We start from the raw sequence: 23408 nt of genomic DNA on the forward strand, positions 1-23408 counted from the left end.
TTTCATCCTCCGTCATTTTCTTCATCATCTAAGTTCTTCTTATTAAATCTAGCATATCATAAGGTAAGGTATTCGCAGCCTCTTTCAGAGAATAATTTTCTAAATTATTCACATTTTGTCGTAGTTTTTTGGCATACTTGGCTGTTATCAGTTTAGCTTCTTCGTATTCAAAGATTGCCTTACGTTCGAGATAGTAGCCTCGCAGCATTTCTTCGATATTGTTTGGCTTGATGCGATTGATAACCCGCTCAACAAAAGCACCGCTTCCGATAATGGCCGTCTCGCGTAGACGAGACTCTTGCATAAAGCTAATCAGAGAACTCTTGTAAACCCCTTTTAGGTTTTCCAAACTCTCGATAATCAGCTCTGTATTTTCCAAATACAACTCTGAAATCTGATCATAGTCAACTGCTAATAGTTTACGAGATTCTTCATTCATCCAACTACGAAAAGTTTTGCCAAAGGTAAACATTTCATGGAGTAGAAAGCGCAGTATCCGTAAGGAAACTAGGAAATAATAAGTCACTCTAGAAGCGAAGTTCCGATTGATACTCTGCTCCATGTTTTTTAGGTAACGTTGGTAAACTCGATAGCCACGCTCACTGATTCTATTTTCTTCGTAGGCTTGCTCTAAACCATCACTCTCAATACTTAAGATAAGAAGTTTGAGGGACTCCCAGTCCTCCTGGACTCTCTTATTTTCCAGACTAAGGATGAGGTTTTCAATTCGACCATGATAATTATCAATAGCTGCATAAAGAGGAAGTTTGTTCTTGTGATGGTCCAGTTCTTTTTCTAATTCTGCAGCTACATCATTCAAAATCGCAATATGCATCAAATGATCCTTGCTTTCCTCTTGTTCCTCAGATAAGTGAGGGAGGACCAGTAAACCTGTTAGAAAGCTTAATAGTGTAACGCCTGCTACGAGAAAGAGCAACAGAGGATACTCCTGCTCCAAATGACTTGGTATGAGGAGAATAGTCGCGATAGATACTGTCCCTTTGACACCAGAGAAGGTCAAAAGAAGCATATCTTTCGTGTACTTATGAATTTTTTTCTTAAGTCGACGTGTCCTCACAAAGTAAAAACCAGCAATCATGACAAAGCGGATCGCAAAGAGTAAGAAGGTCAGAACGACAACTGAAAGCAGTAAAAGAAGGGGATTGTAGAGAGAATTAGACAAGATCGGCTCTGCTATCAACTCTAATTCCATTCCCAAGAGAACAAAGACTGATCCATTTAGCATAAAGGTCACGGTGTGCCAAACGGTCTCCGTCACGGTGTCTACCTGAGCCTCAAGGAGCGTAATTTTCTTAAAGCGACTGGCCTTCAAAATACCTGCAACCACTACTGCGATGATCCCTGAAACATGAAACTCTTCTGCGATGAAAAAGGTCATGAGCGGCAAACTTAGCTCTAGCAATAGTTCACTGGCTATATCTATCGCTCGTACACTCAGTAAAAAGCTATGCAAAAAACGATTGACCATAGCCGTCACAAAACCGACTACAAAACCACCAAGTATAGAAAGTGCTAGGGAAGTTCCAGCTTGGCTGAAAGAAAACGTTCCTGTTGTCCAAGCAGCAAGAGCCATCTGAAAGGCAACCAAACCCGAAGCGTCATTTAAGAGCCCTTCCCCTTTTAGGATATTGGAAACCCGTTTGGGAAAACGAAAACGTTCAGAAAGAGATGCAAAGGCAACCAAATCTGTTGGCCCAAGTGCCGCTCCAACTGCTAAACAGGCAGCCAAAGGAAGAGTCATCCAAAGAAAGTGAGCCATGCCCCCCAAGCTTAAGGTCGAGATAAAAATCACAGGAAAGATCAGAAAGACAACAATCCGCCAGTGCTTCAAAATGGACGTAATATCTGCTTCTTCTGCCTCCCGGAAGAGTAAGGGACCAATAACCATGGCCAGAAACAGCTCTGTATTGAGATGAAAGTCCGCATCGGGAACAAATAAACCAATCCCAATCCCCAAAAGAATTTGTACAAGAGGAAGGGGCAAAAAAGGGAGAATTTTATTGGTCGTAGTTGAAATGATTAAGACAAATAAAAATAGAATCAAGTAAATGAGTAATTCCACACAATTCCTCCTTAATCTTTTTTACAACAAGATTCAAAAATCTCCTTTTGCTCTTGGATTTTCTGATCAATCTTAGAACAGTCTTTGTGCTCAATTTTTTTCTGGCATCGTTCCATTTCAAGAGTCACTAATTTTTTCTTAATTTTAAGCATTTTCTTGCTCATATGTGCTTCGTCGAGCACCCCGACTGCTCGCTCGTGATGCGTTGACTCGACAAAATTTTGGCGCATTGCCTCAAGCTTCTCACGAAGGTATTGTTTATCCATGTCTATACCTTTCTAATTTTTCAATCATAACTAAAAACGGTGGATTATTAACTTGGTTGAGAGTCCGATAAATGGCAGCTGTATACTCTTGTTGGTTCAACTGGCTAACAAAATCCAATACAGCATCCCTCTCGGTGTCTCCTCCTTCATGACCATAGTAAATCATAATTGCAATCCGTCCCCCTTTGACAAGCAAGTGACACAGCTTTTCTAAGGCTTCGATAGTAGTCTGAGGTTGGGTGATGACGGATTTGTCAGCAGAAGGTAAATAACCAAGATTAAAAATCCCTGCCTTAGCTTCTGTCACAAACTGGTCTAGTGTCTCATGACCTTTCAAGATTAACTGGGCATTTTTCATTCCAGCCTGATCCAAACGCTCTTGCGTCTTCTCCAAAGCCTGCTCCTGAATATCAAAGGCATAGACTTGCTTGGCTAGCTTGGCTAGAAAAAGGGTATCATGGCCATTACCCATGGTCGCATCCACAACAATATCCTCTTTTGTCACGACTTCAGCTAAAAAATCATGCGCCATCTCAAGTGGTCTTTTCATTTTTAAACTCCTGTTTTTCAGCCTTGCATCCTTGCACACTTCCACGACGGCGCATCTCAGTTTCAATAGCATTTAGCACTTCCCATTTATTGAGGCTCCACATAGGACCAATCAACATATCTCTCGGTGCATCTCCTGTAATTCGATGGATGACGATATGCTTGGGAATGATTTCCAACTGGTCACAAATGACCTTGACATACTCGTCCTGACTCATCAGTTGCAAACGTCCTTCGTGGTAATCTCGCTGCATCCGTGTATTGGTCATGAGGTGAAGCAAGTGCAGTTTAATTCCTTGAATATCATTGTCCGTAACACAGCGACGGACATTTTCAACCATCATCTCATGGGTTTCACCGGGCAAACCATTGATCAAATGGGAAACAATCTCAATCTTGGGATACTTTCTCAAGCGTTTTACTGTTTCCACATACAATTCATAAGAATGGGCACGGTTAATCAGGTCAGAGGTTGCTTCAAAGGTAGTCTGTAAGCCCAATTCAACTGTCACGTGCATACGTTCCGATAACTCAGCCAAATATTCGATGGTTTCGTCTGGCAGACAGTCTGGCCGTGTTCCGATATTGATACCTACTACACCTGGCTCGTTGATAGCCTGCTCATATCGTTCCCGAATCACTTCCACCTTTTCATGGGTGTTGGTAAAGTTTTGAAAATAAACCAGATACTTTTTAACTTCTGGCCACTTGCGGTGCATAAAGTCAATTTCCTTATAAAATTGCTCACGGATAGGGGCATCCGGTGCCACGATGGCATCTCCAGAACCTGAAACCGTACAAAAAGTACAACCACCATGGGCTACAGTTCCATCCCGATTTGGACAGTCAAATCCCGCATCAATAGGAACTTTGAAAGTCTTTTCTCCGAAAAGTTTTCGATAATAATCATTCAAGGTATTATAAGATTTCATAACTTTCATTATAACAAAAAACACCTACAATCTCAAAAGCCTGACTTTCCTACAAATTCCCTTGTTTCTCATTTCCTTTAGCGTTTTTTTATGATACAATATGGGTATGATTTTAATGAAAATAGCATCTATTTTATTATTGATATTAACCTTGGTGGTTTGCTTTATTGTCACCAAGCTTTTCGGACTTAGGAAAATAGGGTTTAATTTCGCGGATATAGCTTTTCCACTTTTGGTATTTGAGTACTACCTGATTACTGCTAAAGCCTTTACCCACAACTTTCTACCGCGACTTGGAGTCGCACTTTCTCTCCTAGCAATCCTCCTTGTAGTCTTTTTCCTTGTCAAAAAACGAAGTTTTTATTACCCTAAATTCATCAAATTCTTCTGGAGAGCTGGTTTTCTCCTTACCTTAATCATCTACATAGCTATGATTGTCGAATTGATGATGCTCCCATAAAAAACATTCCCTCAGACAGCTGTCTAAGGGAATGTTTTTATCTTCATACTTACTTTCTAAGCTCTACCAAGATACTTTTTCTTATTTCCTAAATGTTAAGGCGTAGAATTTTTCATCCCAAAGAAGTTTCATTTCCTTTTCCTTAACTTCACTTGGAACAGCATTCTCAATTTCACTCAAATCAACAGTAGCGTCTTTAAAATAATCCTTACTAAAATGATTTTTCTTATATTGCTGATCCACATAGTCAGCCGTCTCATCTGCAATTAAAATCTTAGTCCCTGGCTTCGCCACTCGTAGCATTTCCTGCATAGCCTTGGCCTTATCATTGAAAAAATTGATTCCGCCAATATGGTAGACAATGTCAAAACTATTATCCGCAAAGGGGAGATCCTCCGCGCAAGCATGGAAAAGTTGCAGATTGGTCTTTTTAGCGCAAGATTTCTGGCATTTTTTTAGCATACTGATAGAAATATCTACCCCTACAAAGTCTAAACTTTTCAGGTCAATTGTCTCAGGAATATAACGGAGGTCTTGGCCAGTCCCGATAGAGACATAAAGAACAGATAAATTATCCTTCCATTCTATTTCCTCCATCAGATCCTTTCTCAACTTATCAATTGCCTTGCCGTGGAGAAGTGGTCCTATCCATTTCTCACTCATATCATACCAGCGAGCCATACGGTTGTACATGGTCATGTATTTAGCATTATCTCCAGATAAATAATCTGGATTAAGAGACAGATAGATAGTCCCATCTTTTTGAAAATTTTCCACCTCCAAACCTGACTTCAATTTATCTTGTAATCTTGTTTCAATCATATGCAACATCTCCTTTTTTATTTGTCACCTATTATAGAGGATTTCGTAGCGAAAACAATAGCTTTTCAGTAAGTGGCAACTATCCACTTGTATCCGGTAGTAGAACCAGGGTCAGTTACAAAAAAACAAGTGCCAATTTCCATTGACACTTGTTTCTACTTTTAAACTGTGTTGCAAAATTTCGTGAAAGATACCGTTTAAAAAACTTAATCTTCTTTTTTGCGTCTTGCCAAGAATCCTGTTCCCAATCCAAGTAGGGCGATTCCAGCTACTAGAGCCACTTGGTTAGACTCGCTTCCTGTATTAGGCAATTCCCCACCTTTTTTAGGCTTACCTGGTTCATTTGGTTTGCCAGGTGTTGGTTTTTCAGGAGTGTGCGTATTTGTAATGTTGTAACCTTCTACTGAAGCAGTATAACCATCTGGAACATTCACTTCTTCAACAGTGTAGGCAATCTCCTTACCTTCTTGATAACGATCAAGACCTGTAAACTCATAAGTCCAGCCACTTGTTTCTGACACTGTAGCTGTCTGACCAGTTTCCTTACCATCTGCAAGAAGTTTTACGGTGATAGATGCTGGACGGATGCCATCTTTGTTATCTTCATCTTTCCAGATTTTATGACCTTTTACAGCTGTTTTTTCTGGAGTATGTTCGTTGGTAATGGTGTACTTACCATCCTTGTCTGTAGTGATGGTTGCTTTGTATTCTGTCATAGCAGTTTCTTTGACAGTGTACTTGATTTCCTTACCATTCTCATACTTAGGAAGTTTTTTAGATTCGAACTTCCAGCCAGTTTTTTCTGAAACTTCAATTTCTTGAACAACCTTGTCGCCGTTAATAATTTGAACTTTCACAGATGTTGTACGTTTACCGTCTTGGTTGTTGTTATCTTTCCACACCTTAGTTCCTGAAAGAACTACTGTTTCTACGTCATGAGTGTTAGTCACCACTTGACCAGTTACAGAGGCTTTATAGCCAGCTGGTACATCTACTTCATCGATAGAGTAAGTAATTTCTTTACCAGCTTCGTATTGTGGAAGATTTGTGAATGATGCTACCCAAGTGTTAGCGTCTGTCTTATCCTTAGCTGTCAAGGTTAATTTCTTACCTTCAACGGCTACTGGATCAGCATCTCCTACTTTTTTGTAAAGTTGAACCGTTACGGACTCAGGACGTTTACCATCTTGGTTGTTCGCATCGTTCCATACTTTTGTTACCTTGTAGTCAATTTCTTTAGGAGCATATTTGTTTGTGATGGTAAAGTCTGTAATAGTCGCTTCGTATTCTGCTACGGCTTCTTCTGTTACAGTGTATTTGATTTCTTTACCAGCTTTATATTTTGCTAATTTCGTGAATTCGACAGTCCAAGTTCCGTCTGCGGCTGCTTGAACTTCTTTCGAATCAACTTGCTGACCGTCTGCTAAAAGATTGATTGTAATCTTGGTTGGACGTTTGCCGTCTTGGTTGTTCGCGTCATCCCAGTTCTTAGTTGCTTTTACAACAACTGTTTCTGGTAAATAGCTATTTGTGATAGTGAATCCTGATGCAGCATCACCAGTAACTTCAGAAGTGTAACCAGGAACAGTTACTTCTACTACCGTGTACTGGATAGGTGTGCCACCTTTATCAGCATCAAGGTCTTTGAAGCTTCCAGCCCAACCATTTGCTTCAGTCAATTCAAGTGTTTTACCAGTATCTTGACCATCTGCAAGCAATTTAACTGTGACAGAAGATGGGCGTTTGCCATCTTGGTTGTTCTCGTCCTTCCATACTTTCTTAACAGAAACTTCCGTTTTTGCTGGAGTGTAAGTGTTCTCGAAAGCTTTTTCATCATCGTAAGAAACAGTTGCTTCAAGTGCGCCTTTACCCTTGTCCGCTACAGTAACTGTAGCCGTAACAGTTTTAGTATCGTACTTGATGCTTGTATCACTGCCAGCTTTTTCAGCAATTTTAAAGGTATAAGTTCCTGCTTTGTCGAATTCCAATTCTGAGAAAGCAATGTTTCCGTCTTTGTCATTCTTCACAGTTTCTTTCACCTTACCATCTTGGTCTGTTAAAGTGAATTCAAACTCTTCAGCCTTTAACTCACGTCCTGTAAGTTTTTTATTAGCTTTAATCTTAACTTTAGCTTTGCTACGTTTATTTGTAACTGTTTTGATAGCTCCGTCTTGTCCAACAGTCATCTCAAATGGAGTAGGATTTAACTCATATCCCTCAGGAGCCTGAACCTCAGTTACTGTAAAGTTCCCTTTCTTGATATCACTTTCTGAGTAAATAGATGATTCAGCAATTCCGTCATCATTTGTCGTTACAATTTCCTCTTTAGCCGTAGCTCCTGCCGGAGGAGTAATCTTGAATTTTGCTCCTTTTAGACGGTCATGAGTCAGCTCATCGACCTTGTAAAGAATGATACGGTAACCAGTTTCTAACTGAATTGTACCGCCTGAAGCAACTACTGAGTTTCCGATTTGCTTAACGACTGTCTTATTACTATAGTCGTCATATGTAAGAATCTGGTCATCACCCTTCATTTCAGCATTATTCTGAACTTTTGTTCCATCAGCTGGAGCACTTGTTTTATAATTAATTCGAAATGCTGCAGGTTTCCCGTTCTTAGCAACAATTGAAGAAGCATTGTTAATTGTTAAAGTAAAATCGGTATATGACTCATTCCAACTAACTTGGTAATCTTTACCAGCTTCTAAGACCACCTCATCTTTAAAGTAATAAGATTTATCGTACCAACCTGCCGTAACTTTAAATGTTTCTGGAATCATCTGCATCGGTGAGGCATTAGGATCAACCCAGTCATGAATTTCAATTTTGTTATAGGCAGCTTGTTTCGGATTAGCTCGGACATACCAACTGTGTAAATATTGTCCACTCTTATTTAGAGCACTAGATGTCCAATCCTCTTTATAAATCAAACCATGATACTTACTAAAATTCGCACGTCCAATACCTTCAGAATAATCAGATGCTTCGCCTCTTTTTACCTTAATCTGGTGTGTAATTTCATTTATGGTTTCCGTTTTATCAAATCGAAGCGTCTCATTGCTTAGTTCATTTTTAGAACTAAAACCAACAAAGAATGTCCCTTTGACATTTTGAACTTGATAGCCACCTTTTTTCTCAAGGTAAGCTTTCAGATTCTTTAATGTAATAGTTACCTTACCACCATTATTATCCCCATTTGATACAATTTGAGTTTCCCCGATAACGAGATCTGTTTCTTTGTCTTTCAAGTCAAAACTCTCATTTCTCACGGTTAACGGACTTGGGACTGTAAATGTAAAGGTGTCACCGTCCTCCAATTTGCCATCATAGGCACTCAAATCATACTCCACAGAGAACTTATAGTTTGAGTAGTCATGGTGCTCTGGAGAAAGGTTATAAATTCCATTTTCATCCGGACTTATAAATTTACCATTATCAACTTCCCAAATTCCGATATTACTGATAACATTCTTTAACTCCTTCGCTTCTGCTGAATTGGGAGCAAGGATTATCCCTAGAACACATGCCAGAGAAGTTAGGATGGATAACCAAAATTTCTTGTTCTTCATTTTCTTCCTTTCTAAATAACCGAAAACATAAAACGACCAACTATGATTGTCAAAACTCAACAACATCTCCTTTCAAATTCATTAAAATGGATGAGGCGCATTGATGAAACTACATCACATTTACAGACGTTCTTACAGTATGCAATTGCAATTATTTATCATATTGGTTCTGTTTTTAATATAGAAACCTCCTTTAATTTTATTATAAAACAAAATTAACTTTTTTTGTAATAATATAAGGTTATTACTCTTTACAAAATATTGACACTGTGTAAAATTTTAACTTATATTTTTATTTTATCAACATAAAGCTTTCTCTCAAGTGACAGAATGCCTATAAAACTAGCTTCAATTTATAAGAAGCACTTAAAAAGCAACATATTAAAATATTACATTTATTTATAAGTTTGAATTATCTTAATTTTTATTCCGACTACTTTATATAATTGTTAATCAAATAAAATTGTATAATACCCAACATTCTTTCTGAAATTAATATAAATTTGGAATTTTTATTTGTCTTGAATTGAATACAAAAAGACCAGGTTTCCCTGGTCTTTCTGAGATACAATTAGAAGAAATACTGATTCATTCTAGTCTTCTTTTTTGCCTTTAGTGGCGACTAATCCTGCCCCCAAACCGAGAAGAGCTAAACCTGCTGCTAGAGCTGCTTGACTTTCTGCACTTCCTGTATTTGGTAACTGTTCTTCTTGAACATGACTAGCTTCACTTGAAACAATTTTTTTTGTATCTGCTTTTTCTGATACTTGTGGTTTTGTAGATTCTTGAGGTACTGGTTTAGTTGTTTCACTAGCCGTACCAACTTCTACAATGCGATCTTGAGCCATGACTTTATCATAGCTTTCTTTTTCAGTTCGCTTGCCATTTTCAACCTCGATCAAGTGAACACGGATACCTTTTTGACCTTCTTGGAGAACACGAGTTTGACCCGCTGGAAGCTGATCATTCTTTTGTTCCTGAACCTTGAAATCAATTGTTTCTTCTTCGATTACAAGTTCTGGTCTGTTAAGGACTAGGTTCTTCACTTCATCTTCTGGAAGGGAGGTTCCTGGTTTCGTTCCAACCAAGACGATGCGGTCTGTCGGTGCCTCTACCACTTCACGGAGTTTTTCTTCCTTACTTCCACTAGGATTAACCGCTGTGAAGATCCGTTCCTTACCAACTTTTCCTTCTTGTTCTACACGAGTTTCACCTAGATACAGTGTTGAATCCTTTTTCTCAACTGTCTTGTAGGCCAAATCGTTTTCAACAAATTCGAGTTTTGGAAGTTCCTCTTGTACAGCAGCAACAGTCTTCTCAGAAACTGGTTTTTCCTTAGTCAACTGGATACGGTATTCCTTGACTTGTTTTCCACTTTCTGAAACAAAGCGAACAAGTACTGGAAGGCTATCGTCTCCGCTATCTACAACTGTTGAAGCTACTTGATTGCTTTCTTCGACTGAGACTTTAGGACGTTGACCTTTATAGGTGATTTGATAGTCTTGACGATCTTCAGCGAAGTCAGGAAGTTCTTTTCCATCCACAAGAATCTTCGATTGCGTACTTTCTTGAGGTAATTCACTCGGTGCAAGGAAGGTCATCTCAATCATCGCAACACCGCTCTTGTCTGCTTTACGCTCCATACGCCATCTCATGGCTTTGGCTTTGACAGCTTTAAATGTTACGTTGATTTCATAACCAGCTGCGATGTCTTTATCTGCACGATAAGGTACAGCTTCCCAATTTTCTGGATTGTTAAATGGATGAGCTGCATCGTAGGCTTGGTAGTTAGAATAGTAGGTAGGCACTTCAAACTCTGGGCCAATATAGCGTTCCAAAACGAGTTTAGATGGGGCATCCGTACCACTATCTGCAAAGAAATGAAGTTTGGCTTGCGCTACAGTCCGTTCTACAATCTTACCATTTTCACGGAAGATCACACCTGCTGATACTTCTGGATTAGAAGATGGTGTTGGAGACCAGTTTGTCCAACGACGATTTTCTGAATGATTTCCGTCATTGAGATAGTCCACACGGTCATGGGAGTTTCTATCAATGTCGTTAGTGGCTGAAGCAAAGGCGCGGTTACTATTTTCATCATACTCTGGGTTATTTGAAAGAGCTTCACCAAGTTTGTCTGTCACTCGTACAGTGAACTCAGCAACAAGATCACTACCAAGGACACGACCTCGAACAGTAAATTGGCCTGCTTTAGTCAGATTTTCTGCTGGAACTTCTTCCCATTCCACTGCCAAGTCTTTTGTTTCGTAACCGTCTTTACCTGTGAAGTAAACAGGAACCTTAGTTGGCAATTCAAGTGGTTGCCCTACTTGTAGCAAGCGAGCTTGTTTGACCGCAGCAACTGGTTTACGAGAGAGCAAGTCTTTATTGCTTGTAAAGTGTAGACGGTATTCTCCTAGGATGTCGCCATTTTCAGCTTTCGCGATAACACGAACTGGCTCACCTTCACGAACACTTGGAACGACGGTAGCGAGACCATTGTTGCTAACACTTGCTGTTACTGCAGGAACTTTTCCATCTACAGACTCAAGATAGTAGTCTGTCAAATCTGGGTTAAAGTTTGCTAAGTCTTTACCGTCAACTTGGATTCTCGTTTGTCCTTGTTTGGCTGCTGCGACTTGTTTCGCAAAAATTTGTACTTCTGTGATAGACGTTCCTTTCTTGCTATCAAGTCGAACCATACGAATGCGAACCGCATAGGTCTCAACTTTATCAAAGCTGAAATGATTCATTTCTCCAGCTTTTAATTGAGCTGGTGCTTTGAGATTGCTTACCTCTTTCCAGTTTGCAGGATCGTTAAAGGCATGGTTTTCCTCACCTACAAAGCTAGGGTTTTTAGGGGCTGTTGGAACGGTCTTACCGACATAATATTCAATCACATAAGACTTCGGTACACCAACTCCGTGGTCTTCGTGGAATCCGACACTTAGATTATCAACTGAACGTTTGCTCAAAATACCTGAATCTCCGAATAGGACACCAACTGAAGCTTCTGGATTAGTACGGTTCCAGTTTGTCCAACGGTTAGCTGGGCGATCATTAAAGGAAATCAATTTATCGTTGACGTTTGAAACAGGATCAGTTGGATTTGAGTCTGAAGCAAAGGCCAGTGGCAATTCTGAACCGGTCCATTGGTCAGAAATATTTGCTCCCTTCTCAGTTTGAGCAGATACGCGAACATGAAGTTTAGTTGTTAATTGCGTACCTTCTAGGCGACCATTAACTGTAAAGACACCTTCCTTGGCGTATTGCTCTGTACGAATCGTATCCCAAGTAACCTTAGCTGATGAAACGTGGCCATTTGAATCGTAGGTACGAACGCTTTCTGGTAATTGTGGTGCTTCTGCGATTGGAGTTGTCACACTGACTTCTTCAACTGAAACGATGCCTTCTACAGATACTTTAGCACGCGCTTCAAGGTCAATTCCTTCAACTTTACCTAGTACTTCAAATGTTTGATAGGAGTCAAGTTTTTCTTTCGGAATAGATTGCCAAGTGACTTTATGAGTTTTAGGGAAACCTTTGTCATACTCAACCGTTACTGTTGTTGGAAGAGTAGGTTCTTGATGCAAGTCTGTCACTACATTTACTGGACGGATAGATTGCGCAACCTTCGTCTCAGTATTGGCTTGGATAGTGAGTTCAACTTGGCCTTTAGCTCCCTCATATTCCGCTTTCAGAGTGACTGTTCCTGGCTTATGCAGCTCAAGCATTCCTTTACGAACTGCGACTTCCCCTTCACCACTTGTAGAGAAGGTCACCTTATCTGCTGGTAGAACTGCTTGTGTTCCGTCTTGATAGTGAGCGAGTACAGACAATTTGACTGTTTGGTCTTCTTTGAGAGCATCAGCTTTCTCCACTTGTAAGCTCAAGTGGTCAATTTTCGGTGCTTCTTCAAGGAATTGAATTGCATAGGTTTGAAGAGGTCCACCATCTTTTGGTTGAACATAGATGCTTGCACGCATGCCGTTTGCTGCACTTGCTTGGACTACAGTAACATCCGCATTTTCAGCACTTGCTACAACTTCTGGCAAGGATGCACCGTAAGCAAGAATTCGATATTGCATTGGATTTTGAGTAGTAAGACCAGTGACAGATTCGCCACCAACCGTTACAGTTGGTACTGCAGGTGCCACAGGATTACCTTCTTCTACTACAAGGGTAGCGTGAATAGTCTCACCACCCAGTTGACCAGTCATTTGAATACGTGATCCTGCAACTGACAGTTTAGCTTTATCTGCTTCCGAAATCTCCCACTTATCAACAACTTCGTATTCTTGTACGCTTCCATCCGTAACAGCAATAGAAACGTATTTGTCAACAGCGCTCAAGTCTGTTCCTGGAGCAACACGCTTAACAGTTGGAAGCTCATTTGCGATTGCTAGAATTTCGACACGGGCCTCAACTTCGCGTCCGTCTGCCATACCTTTAACAGTCACAACTCCTGCTTGGCTCACATCAACTGAAGACCAAGTTACTGGACGTTTTTCACGACTGCCATCACTGTAGATAAAACCGACTGTCTTCGGCATTTTTGGCTCTTTCTCAATAACAGTACGTACTTTTGGTACTTCTGTACCTAAAACAGTCTTTTCTTGTCCTTCTTTCTTACCTGTAAAGACAGTGACTTGGTCCGATTTCAAGAGATCTGAATGAGCTGTCAGTGTGAATTTACCTGCTTGCTCAGTTGATTTAACAATGGCAACCCCTTTACCGTTAAAGGCTCTGCGAATCCAAGAACCATCTGCTTGTGCCTTATAACGTTCACGGCTGGCTTGTTCCCCGTTATCAACACCAACCAGCTGACCTTGGCCATGCAATTGGAAACGAACCAAATTATTGGCAGTTGGTACCACATTTCCTTCACTGTCTACGATTTCGTAGTAGATGTAGGTCAAGTCTTTTCCATCTGCTGCGATTGCGTGTTCTTCCTTGACGAGACGAACACCTGCTGGTTGGCCTGCAGTAGTGATCTTATCACGTGCAATTTCTTTTCCAGCTTCATCGCGAGCTACAGCTTCCAAAGTACCTGGTTGGTACGCAACCTTCCACTCAAGGTAGAGTTCCTTGGCATTGGCACCTTCTTGGTAGGTACGGCCATCACTGGTTTGTTTCTTGTTGAACTTCTTAACTCCAAGAGATTGACCGTTCAAGAACAATTCAACACTTGCAGCATTAGAGTAAGCGCGAACTGGAATCTTTCCTTGTGCATCTTCTACTTTAGAGGCCAAGTCTCTATTCTCCCAGTTCCAGTGAGGAAGAAGGTGTACCATCGGTTTCTTCTTAGCAGAAACCCATTGGCTTTGGTAGAGATAAAAGTCATGTTTTGGAATACCTGCTGTATCTACGATACCAAAGTAAGAGCTCTTAACGGGAGTTTGGTTTTGGTTGTGCCATGGTGTAGGTTCACCGATATAGTCCGTACCTGTCCAGATAAACTGTCCAGCATAGCCAGCGTTGTCACGGTCAAATGTCCATGAATCTGTTGCCGTTTTACCCCAGCCAACTCGGTCATTACCATAGTCAGACTGTACGTAATGGCGCTCAGGTCCGTTACTATGTTTCAATTCCTGTTCAGGGCGATAGTAACTTCCACGTGTACGGGTAGCTGAAGATGTTTCAGAACCGTAAATCAACCAGTTTGGATGTTTCGCACGAAGTTTCTTGTAGTTGTCTTCTGAATAGTTGAAACCAACTGCATCCAGTTCATTAGCAATTTTCTCATGATCACCGCTACCATCACCAAAGCGGAACTTATCTGCTCCCATGGTAACATAACGTGTAGTATCAACATCTTTAATCACTTTTACTAAGCGTTTAACCGTTGCAAGAGAGTGAGCATTACCGTTAGCTTCACCGATTTCATTCCCTATAGACCACATGAAGACAGCTGGGTTGTTTTTATCTCTTTCGACCATGGTACGAAGATCATAGTCAGACCATTTTTCACCTTTTCTAGCTTCTGGGTGAGTAGCGTCTTTTTCAAAGAAACGTCCGTAGTCATAAGGTTTCTTGCCATTATACCACGTATCAAAGGCCTCTTCCTGAACGAGCAAACCAAGTTCTGCTGCGATTTGCAATGTCTGTGGACTTGCAGGGTTATGAGTTGTACGGATGGCGTTAACGCCCATCTCCTTCATTTGTTTGAGACGACGGTATTCTGCTTTATAATTTTCTTCTGCTCCAAGCGCTCCATGGTCATGGTGCAAGGAAACACCATGGAATTTAATGCGTTCACCATTCAAAGAGAAACCTTCATTTGGAGTCCAGTGATAGTAACGGTAACCAAACAAATCTTTCTTAGCATCAACCAATTGACCGTCACGGTAAACACGCGTAACCAGTTCATACAAGGCAGGTTTGTCATTTAAAACGGTCCAGAGTTTTGGTTGTTCAACTTCTAAAATCGCATCAAGACTTGTTGACTCATGTGCTTTCAAGGTACGGCTCGCTGTACGAACCAAGCCTGTTACAGCCTGACCACCACGTTCAACGATTTGATACTCTGCCACCAATTCATGGTCTTTATCATCTGTATTGACGATTTTGCTGGCTACATGCGTTTCAACCTTGCCGTGTTGCTGTTCTTTAAGTTTTGGTGTTAAGATGGTTGTCCCATTTTTCTCAACATGAACCTTATCTGTCACTTGCAAGGTCACATCACGGTAGATACCACTACCTGAGTACCAACGGCTACTTGGCTGTTTGTTAACCGCATGGACAGCAATCACATTCTCACGACCATCTTTGTGAAGGTATTTGGTGATATCGTATGAGAACTGGTTATAACCATTTGGATAATGCCCCACTAACTGGCCATTGACATAGACTTGAGAATCCATGTAGACACCATCAAAGGTGACACGAACATTTTTCTTGAGATCTTTTTCATCAAGTTTAAAGGTCTTGCGATACCAAGCTTCACCACCATTGAGCTGTCCACCCTCGTTTTGGGCAGGTGACTGATGGTCAAAATCGTTAAAGATACTCCAGTCGTGTGGGAGATCCAATTTTTGCCATGTTGATACGTCTGCATCTGATTTCACAGCTTCTTTAGGATTCGCATTGAGTTTAAAGTGCCAATTTTGATTAAAATTCACTTTTCTATCTTCAATCATTTGATTCACTTCTTCATTTGTCGCAGCTTTCAAATCTTCCTTGACAGGCTTTTCTTGACTTGAAGCTTGAGATTCTACCTTTGGAGCAGTTTCTTCAGGTTTTAGAGATGCTTTCTCCTCTTTTGGAGCTACAGGTTCCTCTTCTTTCTTCTCGGGTTTGCTTGCTTCAATTGGAGTGGCTTGACTTTGATCGACACTTGCAGCATCCTTGTGCTCTGCTACAGTTTGATCTTCTTTTTCCTCCACTGCCGGACTTTCCTCTTTTGCTTGTTCCACAGTGTGAGTAATTGGAGTTTCATCCGCGAAAACTGGTGATTCTCCAATGACACTTCCTCCAAATAGAACCGCACAGGTTCCAATCATGACAGAGCAAGCGCCTACGGCAAACTTACGAATGCTGTAGACTCTTTTACGATTCCAATGGCCTTTTTCCATAAAACCCTCCTTTAGTAACCGCTTCCATTTATTTGTAAGCACATTACTTTTTCATAGCCTTTTACCCTTATTTTATAAAATAATATAGGAAATTTCAATACCCTAAACACAAAAAATCATATTTTTGATTGTTTTTTCTAAAATTTGTAGAAGATTCGAAAAAAATGAATGTAGATTTAGAACAAAAACAAACAAATTTTTGACACTCAGTTCAGTATTATAAAAAAGTTCCTTTTGTAAGGAACTCCTTTTACTTATAATTAAAGATTCCCCCTGCCAACTTATCGGCCAGCTTGGGAAAGAGGGTATAAAACTTATGGGCTAGGTTCAACAAAACTGGGAGATTGAGTTCCCGTTTGTTTTTTCCTATGGTTTTGACAATCTTTCTAGCGACTGCATCTGGTTCTAAGAGAAAGCGGTCAACCGACTTAAGGTAGGTCCCATCTGGGTCAGCTTGGTCAAAAAATCCTGTTCGGATTGGTCCTGGATTGACTGTTGTTACATAAATACCATAGGTCATCAGTTCGAGGCGCAAAGCGTTTGAAAATCCAATAGCTGCAAACTTGGTCGCCGAATAGAGACTGGACTTGCTAGTCGCTATCAAACCTGCCATGCTGACGATATTGATGATATGTCCTTTTCTTCTTTCCTTCATACGAGCTCCAAGACGACGAGACAGATTCATCAGGGCAAAGGTATTGACCTCAAACATCTGGTGAATGTCTTTGTCAGAAATCTGGTCGAAATCTTCAAAAATTCCATATCCAGCATTGTTAATCAAGGCATCAATCTTGCCATAACGGAGATAGAGGTCAGCGACCAGAGCTTCTAGGGCTTTATCATCAGTAATATCGATTTCAATCCATTCCACATTAGGATGATTCCCGTAGAGTTGAGCTAATTTTTCCTTGTTTCTACCTAGTAAGATGAGTTGGTCATTTGGCAAGAGTTTGACTATTTCTTGGGCTAAGCCACCGCTTGCTCCGGTAATCAGAATAGTACGCATACTTATCCTTTCTCAATCTTCTAAATTTCCACTTCTTCCAAGTCTTTAACCACATGGACATTTTCAAAAACAATGGCCGCATCTTTCTTGAGCTGACTGATATCTTTTGAGAGGAAACGAGCACTGATATGATTTAGTAGGAGGCGTTTGGCACCTGCTTCTGCTGCTACTTGTGCTGCCTGCATATTGGTTGAGTGACCGTGATTACGAGCAATTTTTTCATCTCCCTTACCATAAGTCGACTCGTGAACCAAGACATCGGCATTGACAGCTAGACGCACACTGGCATTGGTTTTTCGGGTATCACCCAGAATGGTGATAATCTTACCTGGACGTGGCGCTGAGATATAATCAGCAGCCTTGATTTTAGTGCCGTCTTCTAGGACAACGTCCTGACCGTTTTTGATTTTTCCAAAAAGCGGGCCGAACGGAACACCAGCAGCCTTAAGTTTTTCAGCATCCAAGGTCCCTTCTAGATCCTTTTGCATGACACGATAACCAACGCAGAAAATAGTGTGGTCCAGCTCCTCTGCATACACAGTGAATTTATCGGTCTCAAGGATTTTCCCTAGAGAATCTTGGTCAAACTCATGAAAATGAATGCGGTAAGGCAGACGAGAGCCTGACACACGAAGGCTGGTTAAGACAAATGACTTGATTCCTTGCGGTCCATAGATGTCCAAATCTGTCTGCTCTTCATTGGCCTGAAAAGCACGGCTAGAGAGAAATCCTGGCAATCCAAAGATGTGGTCTCCATGCAGGTGGGTGATAAAGATTTTGCTGACCTTACGTGGTCGAATCGTGGTTTCCAGAATACGATTTTGCGTTCCTTCTCCACAGTCAAAGAGCCAGACTTCGTTAATCTCGTCCAAGAGTTTCAATGCTAGACTTGAAACGTTGCGAGCTTTGGAGGGCTGACCAGCCCCTGTTCCTAAAAATTGAATATCCATTCGATACTTTCTAATTAATCAATATATAACATGGCTGTGCGATTTTCCGATCGGAAATAGCGCTTACCAGAAAAAGCAACAGCTTCTTGCAGTAAATCCTCTTGACTGTAGCCTTTGAGACGCTTGCGGCCATCTGCTAAACTTTCCAAATCAGTCAAAGCTGTGAGACTTTTTACGCTAACAACTTCTTCGTCTCCGGCATCCTTCATGTAAATCTTTCCAGACTCTTCAAAGACGAGTTGATGGGGGAAAATCTGCGCAATTTCAAAGAGCAAGTCAGCTGTGATTACTTCCTCAGCTTCTGAGAAAATCCGCCCCAGTCCCTCACTCTCATAGCAAAATCCAAAGGATTTACCCGACAGGTTAAGGCGAATAAAGGGCTTGCTTTCTAGAGTGAAACTTGGCTCAACATTGTAGAGATTTAGTTCCTGACTGAGTTCTGCAAAGTAATCTGTCGCAGCCTGAGGACTCTTTTTCTGGTAGAGTTCAGCAAAGTAAGCATTCACTACACTCGGAGGAGGTGTGATGAGAGCCAACTGCTCTTGCTCTGTTTTGCCAGCTAGAAGTTGATCTAGATAGACCTTATCCAGACTTGTATAACCCCCATACTTTAGAGCCAACGTTTTAATATCAGTCATAAAATTCCTCTAACCTCCATTTATTTTTCTCGGAAATGTAGCCTGTAATCACTTCTCCATCATCTTGGTAGTCACGATCTTCAAGAATCGCCACACTTTCCAAATCATGAATCTTGTAGGATTTTGAAAAAGGCACGCGCAGGGTAAAGGGTTCGAAAATATCCTTAATTTTCTCTAAAAATAAAGCCTGCAACTGCTCACGACTATCCTCAGACTTGGCAGAAATGAGGGCATACGGCGTTTGGGTCGGCGTGAAATCCTCCACTAAATCCGCTTTATTATAAAGAGTCAGGCGAGGAATATCCTCCATATCCAAGTCTTTCATGATAGACAGAACCGTTTTTTCATGTTCCTCGTGATAAGGATTGCTGGCATCGATGACATGAATCAGAAGATCCACATGCTTGCTTTCTTCCAAGGTTGACTTGAAACTGGAAACCAATTCAGTCGGCAAATCTTGGATAAAGCCAACAGTATCAGTCAAGGTAACCTGAAGATTGCCCCCCAGATGGATACTCTTAGTCGTCGCATCCAGAGTCGCAAATAGCTCGTCTGCTTCGTACTGGGTCTTACTGGTCAAGGTATTCATGATGGTTGATTTCCCAGCATTAGTGTAACCAATCAAACCGATTTTAAAGGTACTTGACTCCAAGCGTTTTTCTCTGACTGTCGCTCGATTTTTCTCAACCACCTTGAGCTGGCGCTCGATATCTGTGATTTGATTACGAACACTACGTCGGTTCAGTTCCAGCTGGCTTTCACCAGGTCCACGGGAACCAATTCCCCCTGCCTGACGGCTGAGCATAATCCCCTGACCAACCAAGCGAGGCAAGAGATATTTGAGCTGGGCCAGGTGGACTTGGAGTTTCCCTTCATGGCTTCGAGCCCGCATGGCAAAGATATCCAGAATCAACTGCATACGGTCAATCACCTTGACACCCAGAACTTCCTCTAGATTGACATTTTGCCGTGGCGTCAGACGGTTGTTGACGATGACAGTAGTAATTTCTTCTGCATCCACCATCCACGCAATCTCTTCCAACTTACCAGAACCAACGAAGGTCTTGGAGTCATACTTTTCCCGTTTTTGCCTGTAGCTATCGACTACGACTGCCCCAGCTGTCTTGGCTAGACTGGCCAATTCTTCCATAGAGAGGTCAAAATTGTCCATGCCCTGCAATTCCACACCGATGAGCAGGACTCGTTCCTCTTTTTTCTCCGTTTCAATCATCTAAAAACTCCTCAATCTGGCTTAAAATACGGTCTTGCACACCAGGCTCTCCTATCTGATAAAAGGTGACCTGCATGCGATTACGGAACCAGGTCAACTGACGCTTAGCAAAACGGCGGGTCGCCTGTTTGAGACTCTCGCTTGCTTCCTCAAGAGTTTGCTCCCCACGGAAATAAGGAAAGAGTTCCTTGTAGCCAATGCCTTTGGCTGCCTGCACATATGGATAATGCTCAAAGAGCCACTTGGCCTCATCCAAAAGCCCAGCCTCAAACATCAGATCTACTCGGCGATTGATACGTTCATAAAGCTGACTGCGTTCATCATCCAAGCAGATAATCAAAGCTTCATAAGGACTTTCCTGATTTTCCAAATCCTGACCAAAATGGGCAATCTCCAAGGCACGCATGGCACGACGACGGTTAAATTGGGGAATTTCAAGGACTGCTTGCTCCACAAGATTGGCTAATTCTTCATCTGATAAAGGCTCTAAACTAGCTCGATAGGCTAATATCTCCTCATGAGGTGTTTCCCCACCTAGATGATAGCCTTCAAGCAAGCTCTGGATATAAAGGCCTGTGCCTCCAGCGATAATGGCTAGCTTGCCACGGCTTTGAATATCCTCAATAGCCTTCTTAGCTTCTGAAACAAAATCAAAAGCCGAGTAAGACTCGGTCACCTCTCTGACATCAATCAAATGATGAGGAACAGCTGCCTGCTCCTCTGGGCTAGCCTTGGCCGTCCCAATATCTAGCCTTCTATATACTTGCTGACTGTCACCGCTGACCACCTCTCCACCAAAGCGCTTGGCTACTTCAATAGCAAGGGCTGTTTTCCCAACAGCAGTCGGTCCAACAATCACAATTATTTTTGTTTTCATCTTTTTTCCTTGAAAAATTTCCATTTTTTCGTTACTATTATTATATCACAAAAAGGTCAGTCAGAAAAATGCTACCACTTGAGGAGCCTGGCTGATCAGGAAGATAAAGGAGGAAGACTCATGGCTAAAGGATTCGCTAAAGGTCTTGTAACAGGTGTCGCAGGAACTGTCGCTGCCGTTGCAGGTGCAGTATACGCAATTAAAAAGAAAGTGATTGAGCCAGAAGAGCAAAAAGCAGCTTTCATCGAAGAAAACCGCAAAAAAGCAGCTCGCCGCCGCGTATCACATTAAGCAACAAAAGAAGTTGAGATTTCTCAACTTCTTTTTATTTTCTTTTATACTCAATGAACATCAAAGAGCGCAAACTAGGAAGCTAGCCTCAGGTTGCTTAAAGCACTGCTTTGAGGTTGTAGATAGAACTGACGAAGTCAGTGACCATATCTACGGTAAGGCGACGCTGACGTGGTTTGAAGAGATTTTCGAAGAGTATTAAATAGCTAGGTCAAACTTCAGCTGTGGCTTAACCGGATCATAGTCGACCAACTCAAAGTCTTCCGCTTTGATATCAAAGAAATTAGTCCCATCTGGAACATTTAAAACCAAGCGAGGTTGGCAGTTTGACGGCTCACGACGGAGCAATTCCTGAGCTTGTTCAAATTGATTATCGTAGATATGAAGGTTGTTGATAAAATAGAAAAACTTCCCAACCTTCCAGCCAAAGTGTTTAGCAATCATCATTTGAAGAGCCACATACTGCATGGCGTTAATGTGGTGAGCCACCAACATATCGTTAGAACGCTGGGTCAAGGTCGCATCCAGATAGATGTCCCCATCAACGCGACGGACATCAAACATGGTCTGAAAGGCGCATGGAAGAAGACCATCTGTCTCCTCAAAAGCTTGGTAATCCCAGAGCGAGATGATATTGCGACGGTTCCAAGGGTTGGCTTCCAACTGTTTGAGAATCTTATTGATGATGTCGTGTTTCTTAACGACCGCCCCATAGCGCTCACCAATGGTTCCCGTGTCTCCCACTTCCCAATCATTCCAGTAATGAACATTGTACTTGCTATTCAGCACTTCTAGGCTATTAGACTGATCTTGGTAAATCCAGAGTACTTCTTTGATGGCGGATTTGATCGCAATGGGGCGCAAGGTCGTGATAGGGAATTCACCCTTAGATAAATCATACTCGGCAAAGGAACCCGTTACGTACTTGGAATTGGCAACAGTTCCATCTTTGTACTTGGGACGAGCCTGCTCAGAAAAGACACCGTCTTTGAGGATTCGTTCAATATTTTCTTTAAAAATCGTATCAGCTTTTGTCATTTACTCTCACCTCATTTATTGTCCTAACTAGTATAGCATAAAAAAAGAAAGGAGGAAAATCACTGGCTTAAAAGTAGTGTTTTTCTCCTTTTATGATCTTATTGCAATACAAGTGATGCTGCTCCGATAACTCCAGCGTCATTTCCTAGAGTTGCAAGAGCCAGTTTAGTTGATGTGCGTACTTGTGGGAAGGTATTTTCATCATAAACCTTTTGCACGCCTTGGAGAAGGAATTCTCCCGCAGCTGATACTCCACCACCGATAACGATTGTTGAAGGATTGAGGATTGATCCTATGTTAGCACACGCGATACCCAAGTAACGTGAGAAGTTACGGTAAACGATCAAGGCAAGGTCGTCCCCTTCTTTTGCAAGGTCAAAGACAGTTTTGGCTGTTACTTCTTCACCGTCGTCGATCAAGCGTTTCAAAGCCGCATCGCCTTCGTATTCATCTGCATAACGACGAGTCAAGTTGACAATCCCTGTTGCAGAAGCAACTGTCTCAAGACAGCCTTTTTTACCACAGGTACATGCGATTGGTTGGTCAAAGTCAACAGTGATATGACCAAGTTCTCCTGCCGCACCAGCAACACCGTGAAGCAATTTGCCTTCTGCCACGATACCGCCACCAACACCTGTACCAAGTGTCATAAAGACAACGTCTGGTTGGTTTTCACCAGCACCCATCCAGCGCTCACCAAGAGCAGCTACGTTGGCATCATTATCGATGAAGAATGGAATACCCAAGGCTTTTTCAATCTTTTCTTTAATTGGTTGAAGGGTTTTCCAGTTGAGGTTGTATGCACCGATAACAGTTCCTTTTTCACGGTCAACCACACCAGGTGATCCCATCCCAATACCTCGGAAGTCTGTGGCTGACAATCCAAGCAAGTCCAAACGATGTTGAATAGACTCAATCATATCATCTACGATATGGCTTCCTTCATCCAAAATATTAGTCTTGATAGACCATTTTTCTTGGATTTCTCCCTCTTGAGTTAAAATTGCAAACTTGATAGATGTTCCACCAAGGTCAATCCCAATAATCTTTTGACTCATCGTCTTCTCCTTTTTAATTGAAAATGCTTACAGATATAGTATAACAAAATCGTCTCTTTTGTGC

Annotated in this window: 16 protein-coding genes; 2 read left to right on the forward strand and 14 right to left on the reverse strand. The window is 41.5% G+C overall.

The window, feature by feature from the left end; translation table 11 throughout:
* Positions 1–28: 28 nt before the first annotated feature.
* The 4 genes from AXF18_RS09675 to AXF18_RS09690 are packed head-to-tail and all read right to left on the reverse strand — an operon-like array spanning position 29 to position 3839.
* Positions 29–2083 carry a sodium:proton antiporter gene (locus AXF18_RS09675; protein WP_000421605.1) on the reverse strand — a complete coding sequence of 685 codons (2055 nt, stop codon included), beginning with the start codon at positions 2081–2083 and terminating at the stop codon, positions 29–31.
* A gap of 11 nt (positions 2084–2094) precedes the next feature.
* Positions 2095–2349: a hypothetical protein gene (locus AXF18_RS09680; protein ID WP_000361097.1), complete on the reverse strand. Its 255-nt coding sequence runs from the start codon at positions 2347–2349 to the stop codon at positions 2095–2097.
* Positions 2342–2899 (reverse strand): class I SAM-dependent methyltransferase, encoded by a 558-nt coding sequence (locus AXF18_RS09685; RefSeq protein WP_000828419.1) that lies wholly within the window; start codon positions 2897–2899, stop codon positions 2342–2344. Before AXF18_RS09685 ends, AXF18_RS09680 begins: the two co-directional genes overlap by 8 nt.
* Entirely contained in the window at positions 2883–3839 is a 957-nt protein-coding gene (locus AXF18_RS09690; protein ID WP_065371911.1) for a TIGR01212 family radical SAM protein, read from the reverse strand. The genes AXF18_RS09685 and AXF18_RS09690 overlap by 17 nt, the downstream gene beginning before the upstream one ends.
* Positions 3840–3930: 91 nt before the next feature.
* On the opposite strand from AXF18_RS09690, the gene AXF18_RS09695 reads away from it, so the two are divergent.
* A complete protein-coding gene (locus AXF18_RS09695; RefSeq protein ID WP_000525390.1) occupies positions 3931–4290 on the forward strand; it encodes a DUF3397 domain-containing protein in 360 nt (119 codons plus the stop codon).
* Between the two features lie 81 nt (positions 4291–4371).
* On the opposite strand, the gene AXF18_RS09700 is transcribed toward AXF18_RS09695, so the two are convergent.
* The 8 genes from AXF18_RS09700 to miaA form a co-directional block, all read right to left on the reverse strand.
* The gene (locus tag AXF18_RS09700) at positions 4372–5112 is read right to left on the reverse strand and encodes a class I SAM-dependent methyltransferase (protein ID WP_049549785.1); all 741 of its coding nucleotides are present in this window, start codon (positions 5110–5112) and stop codon (positions 4372–4374) included.
* A 206-nt stretch (positions 5113–5318) separates the two neighbouring features.
* Positions 5319–8681 carry a Cna B-type domain-containing protein gene (locus tag AXF18_RS09705; RefSeq protein ID WP_065371912.1) on the reverse strand — a complete coding sequence of 1121 codons (3363 nt, stop codon included), beginning with the start codon at positions 8679–8681 and terminating at the stop codon, positions 5319–5321.
* A 593-nt stretch (positions 8682–9274) separates the two neighbouring features.
* Positions 9275–16255: an LPXTG-anchored adhesin/beta-galactosidase BgaA gene (gene bgaA, locus AXF18_RS09710; RefSeq protein WP_065371913.1), complete on the reverse strand. Its 6981-nt coding sequence runs from the start codon at positions 16253–16255 to the stop codon at positions 9275–9277.
* Positions 16256–16505: 250 nt separating this feature from the next.
* Entirely contained in the window at positions 16506–17261 is a 756-nt protein-coding gene (locus tag AXF18_RS09715; protein ID WP_065371914.1) for an SDR family oxidoreductase, read from the reverse strand.
* A 20-nt stretch (positions 17262–17281) separates the two neighbouring features.
* Positions 17282–18211, reverse strand: a complete 930-nt coding sequence (rnz, locus tag AXF18_RS09720; protein WP_065371915.1) for a ribonuclease Z — start codon at positions 18209–18211, stop codon at positions 17282–17284.
* Positions 18212–18225: 14 nt separating this feature from the next.
* On the reverse strand, positions 18226–18849 hold the full coding sequence (locus AXF18_RS09725) for a cystathionine beta-lyase (protein WP_065371916.1): 624 nt from the start codon (positions 18847–18849) through the stop codon (positions 18226–18228).
* A complete protein-coding gene (gene hflX / locus AXF18_RS09730; protein WP_065371917.1) occupies positions 18842–20080 on the reverse strand; it encodes a GTPase HflX in 1239 nt (412 codons plus the stop codon). Before hflX ends, AXF18_RS09725 begins: the two co-directional genes overlap by 8 nt.
* Positions 20073–20957: a tRNA (adenosine(37)-N6)-dimethylallyltransferase MiaA gene (miaA, locus tag AXF18_RS09735; protein WP_065371918.1), complete on the reverse strand. Its 885-nt coding sequence runs from the start codon at positions 20955–20957 to the stop codon at positions 20073–20075. Before miaA ends, hflX begins: the two co-directional genes overlap by 8 nt.
* Before the next feature lie 120 nt (positions 20958–21077).
* Here miaA and AXF18_RS09740 point away from each other — a divergent pair, with 120 nt between their 5' ends.
* Positions 21078–21248 (forward strand): DUF3042 family protein, encoded by a 171-nt coding sequence (locus tag AXF18_RS09740; RefSeq protein ID WP_001051782.1) that lies wholly within the window; start codon positions 21078–21080, stop codon positions 21246–21248.
* A gap of 198 nt (positions 21249–21446) precedes the next feature.
* Here the strand turns inward: AXF18_RS09740 and AXF18_RS09750 are convergent, their stop codons facing one another.
* Together AXF18_RS09750 and AXF18_RS09755 are read right to left on the reverse strand one after the other, a co-directional pair.
* Positions 21447–22286 carry a thymidylate synthase gene (locus AXF18_RS09750; protein ID WP_065371919.1) on the reverse strand — a complete coding sequence of 280 codons (840 nt, stop codon included), beginning with the start codon at positions 22284–22286 and terminating at the stop codon, positions 21447–21449.
* A gap of 98 nt (positions 22287–22384) precedes the next feature.
* A complete protein-coding gene (locus AXF18_RS09755) occupies positions 22385–23344 on the reverse strand; it encodes an ROK family glucokinase (RefSeq protein WP_000078551.1) in 960 nt (319 codons plus the stop codon).
* Between the last annotated feature and the right edge of the window lie 64 nt (positions 23345–23408).

The sequence above is a fragment of the Streptococcus sp. oral taxon 064 genome (assembly GCF_001683375.1).
Classification (GTDB): domain Bacteria; phylum Bacillota; class Bacilli; order Lactobacillales; family Streptococcaceae; genus Streptococcus; species Streptococcus oralis_S.

Bases quoted from the DNA above. Each gene is read 5' to 3' on its own strand.
- AXF18_RS09750 (WP_065371919.1), bottom strand. From the start codon at position 22,286: ATGACAAAAGCTGATACGATTTTTAAAGAAAATATTGAACGAATCCTC.
- hflX (WP_065371917.1), bottom strand. From the start codon at position 20,080: ATGATTGAAACGGAGAAAAAAGAGGAACGAGTCCTGCTCATCGGTGTG.
- AXF18_RS09705 (WP_065371912.1), bottom strand. From the start codon at position 8,681: ATGAAGAACAAGAAATTTTGGTTATCCATCCTAACTTCTCTGGCATGT.
- AXF18_RS09755 (WP_000078551.1), bottom strand. From the start codon at position 23,344: ATGAGTCAAAAGATTATTGGGATTGACCTTGGTGGAACATCTATCAAG.
- AXF18_RS09700 (WP_049549785.1), bottom strand. From the start codon at position 5,112: ATGATTGAAACAAGATTACAAGATAAATTGAAGTCAGGTTTGGAGGTG.
- AXF18_RS09725 (WP_065371916.1), bottom strand. From the start codon at position 18,849: ATGACTGATATTAAAACGTTGGCTCTAAAGTATGGGGGTTATACAAGT.
- rnz (WP_065371915.1), bottom strand. From the start codon at position 18,211: ATGGATATTCAATTTTTAGGAACAGGGGCTGGTCAGCCCTCCAAAGCT.
- bgaA (WP_065371913.1), bottom strand. From the start codon at position 16,255: ATGGAAAAAGGCCATTGGAATCGTAAAAGAGTCTACAGCATTCGTAAG.
- AXF18_RS09715 (WP_065371914.1), bottom strand. From the start codon at position 17,261: ATGCGTACTATTCTGATTACCGGAGCAAGCGGTGGCTTAGCCCAAGAA.
- AXF18_RS09740 (WP_001051782.1), top strand. From the start codon at position 21,078: ATGGCTAAAGGATTCGCTAAAGGTCTTGTAACAGGTGTCGCAGGAACT.
- AXF18_RS09680 (WP_000361097.1), bottom strand. From the start codon at position 2,349: ATGGATAAACAATACCTTCGTGAGAAGCTTGAGGCAATGCGCCAAAAT.
- AXF18_RS09695 (WP_000525390.1), top strand. From the start codon at position 3,931: ATGGGTATGATTTTAATGAAAATAGCATCTATTTTATTATTGATATTA.
- AXF18_RS09685 (WP_000828419.1), bottom strand. From the start codon at position 2,899: ATGAAAAGACCACTTGAGATGGCGCATGATTTTTTAGCTGAAGTCGTG.
- miaA (WP_065371918.1), bottom strand. From the start codon at position 20,957: ATGAAAACAAAAATAATTGTGATTGTTGGACCGACTGCTGTTGGGAAA.
- AXF18_RS09690 (WP_065371911.1), bottom strand. From the start codon at position 3,839: ATGAAAGTTATGAAATCTTATAATACCTTGAATGATTATTATCGAAAA.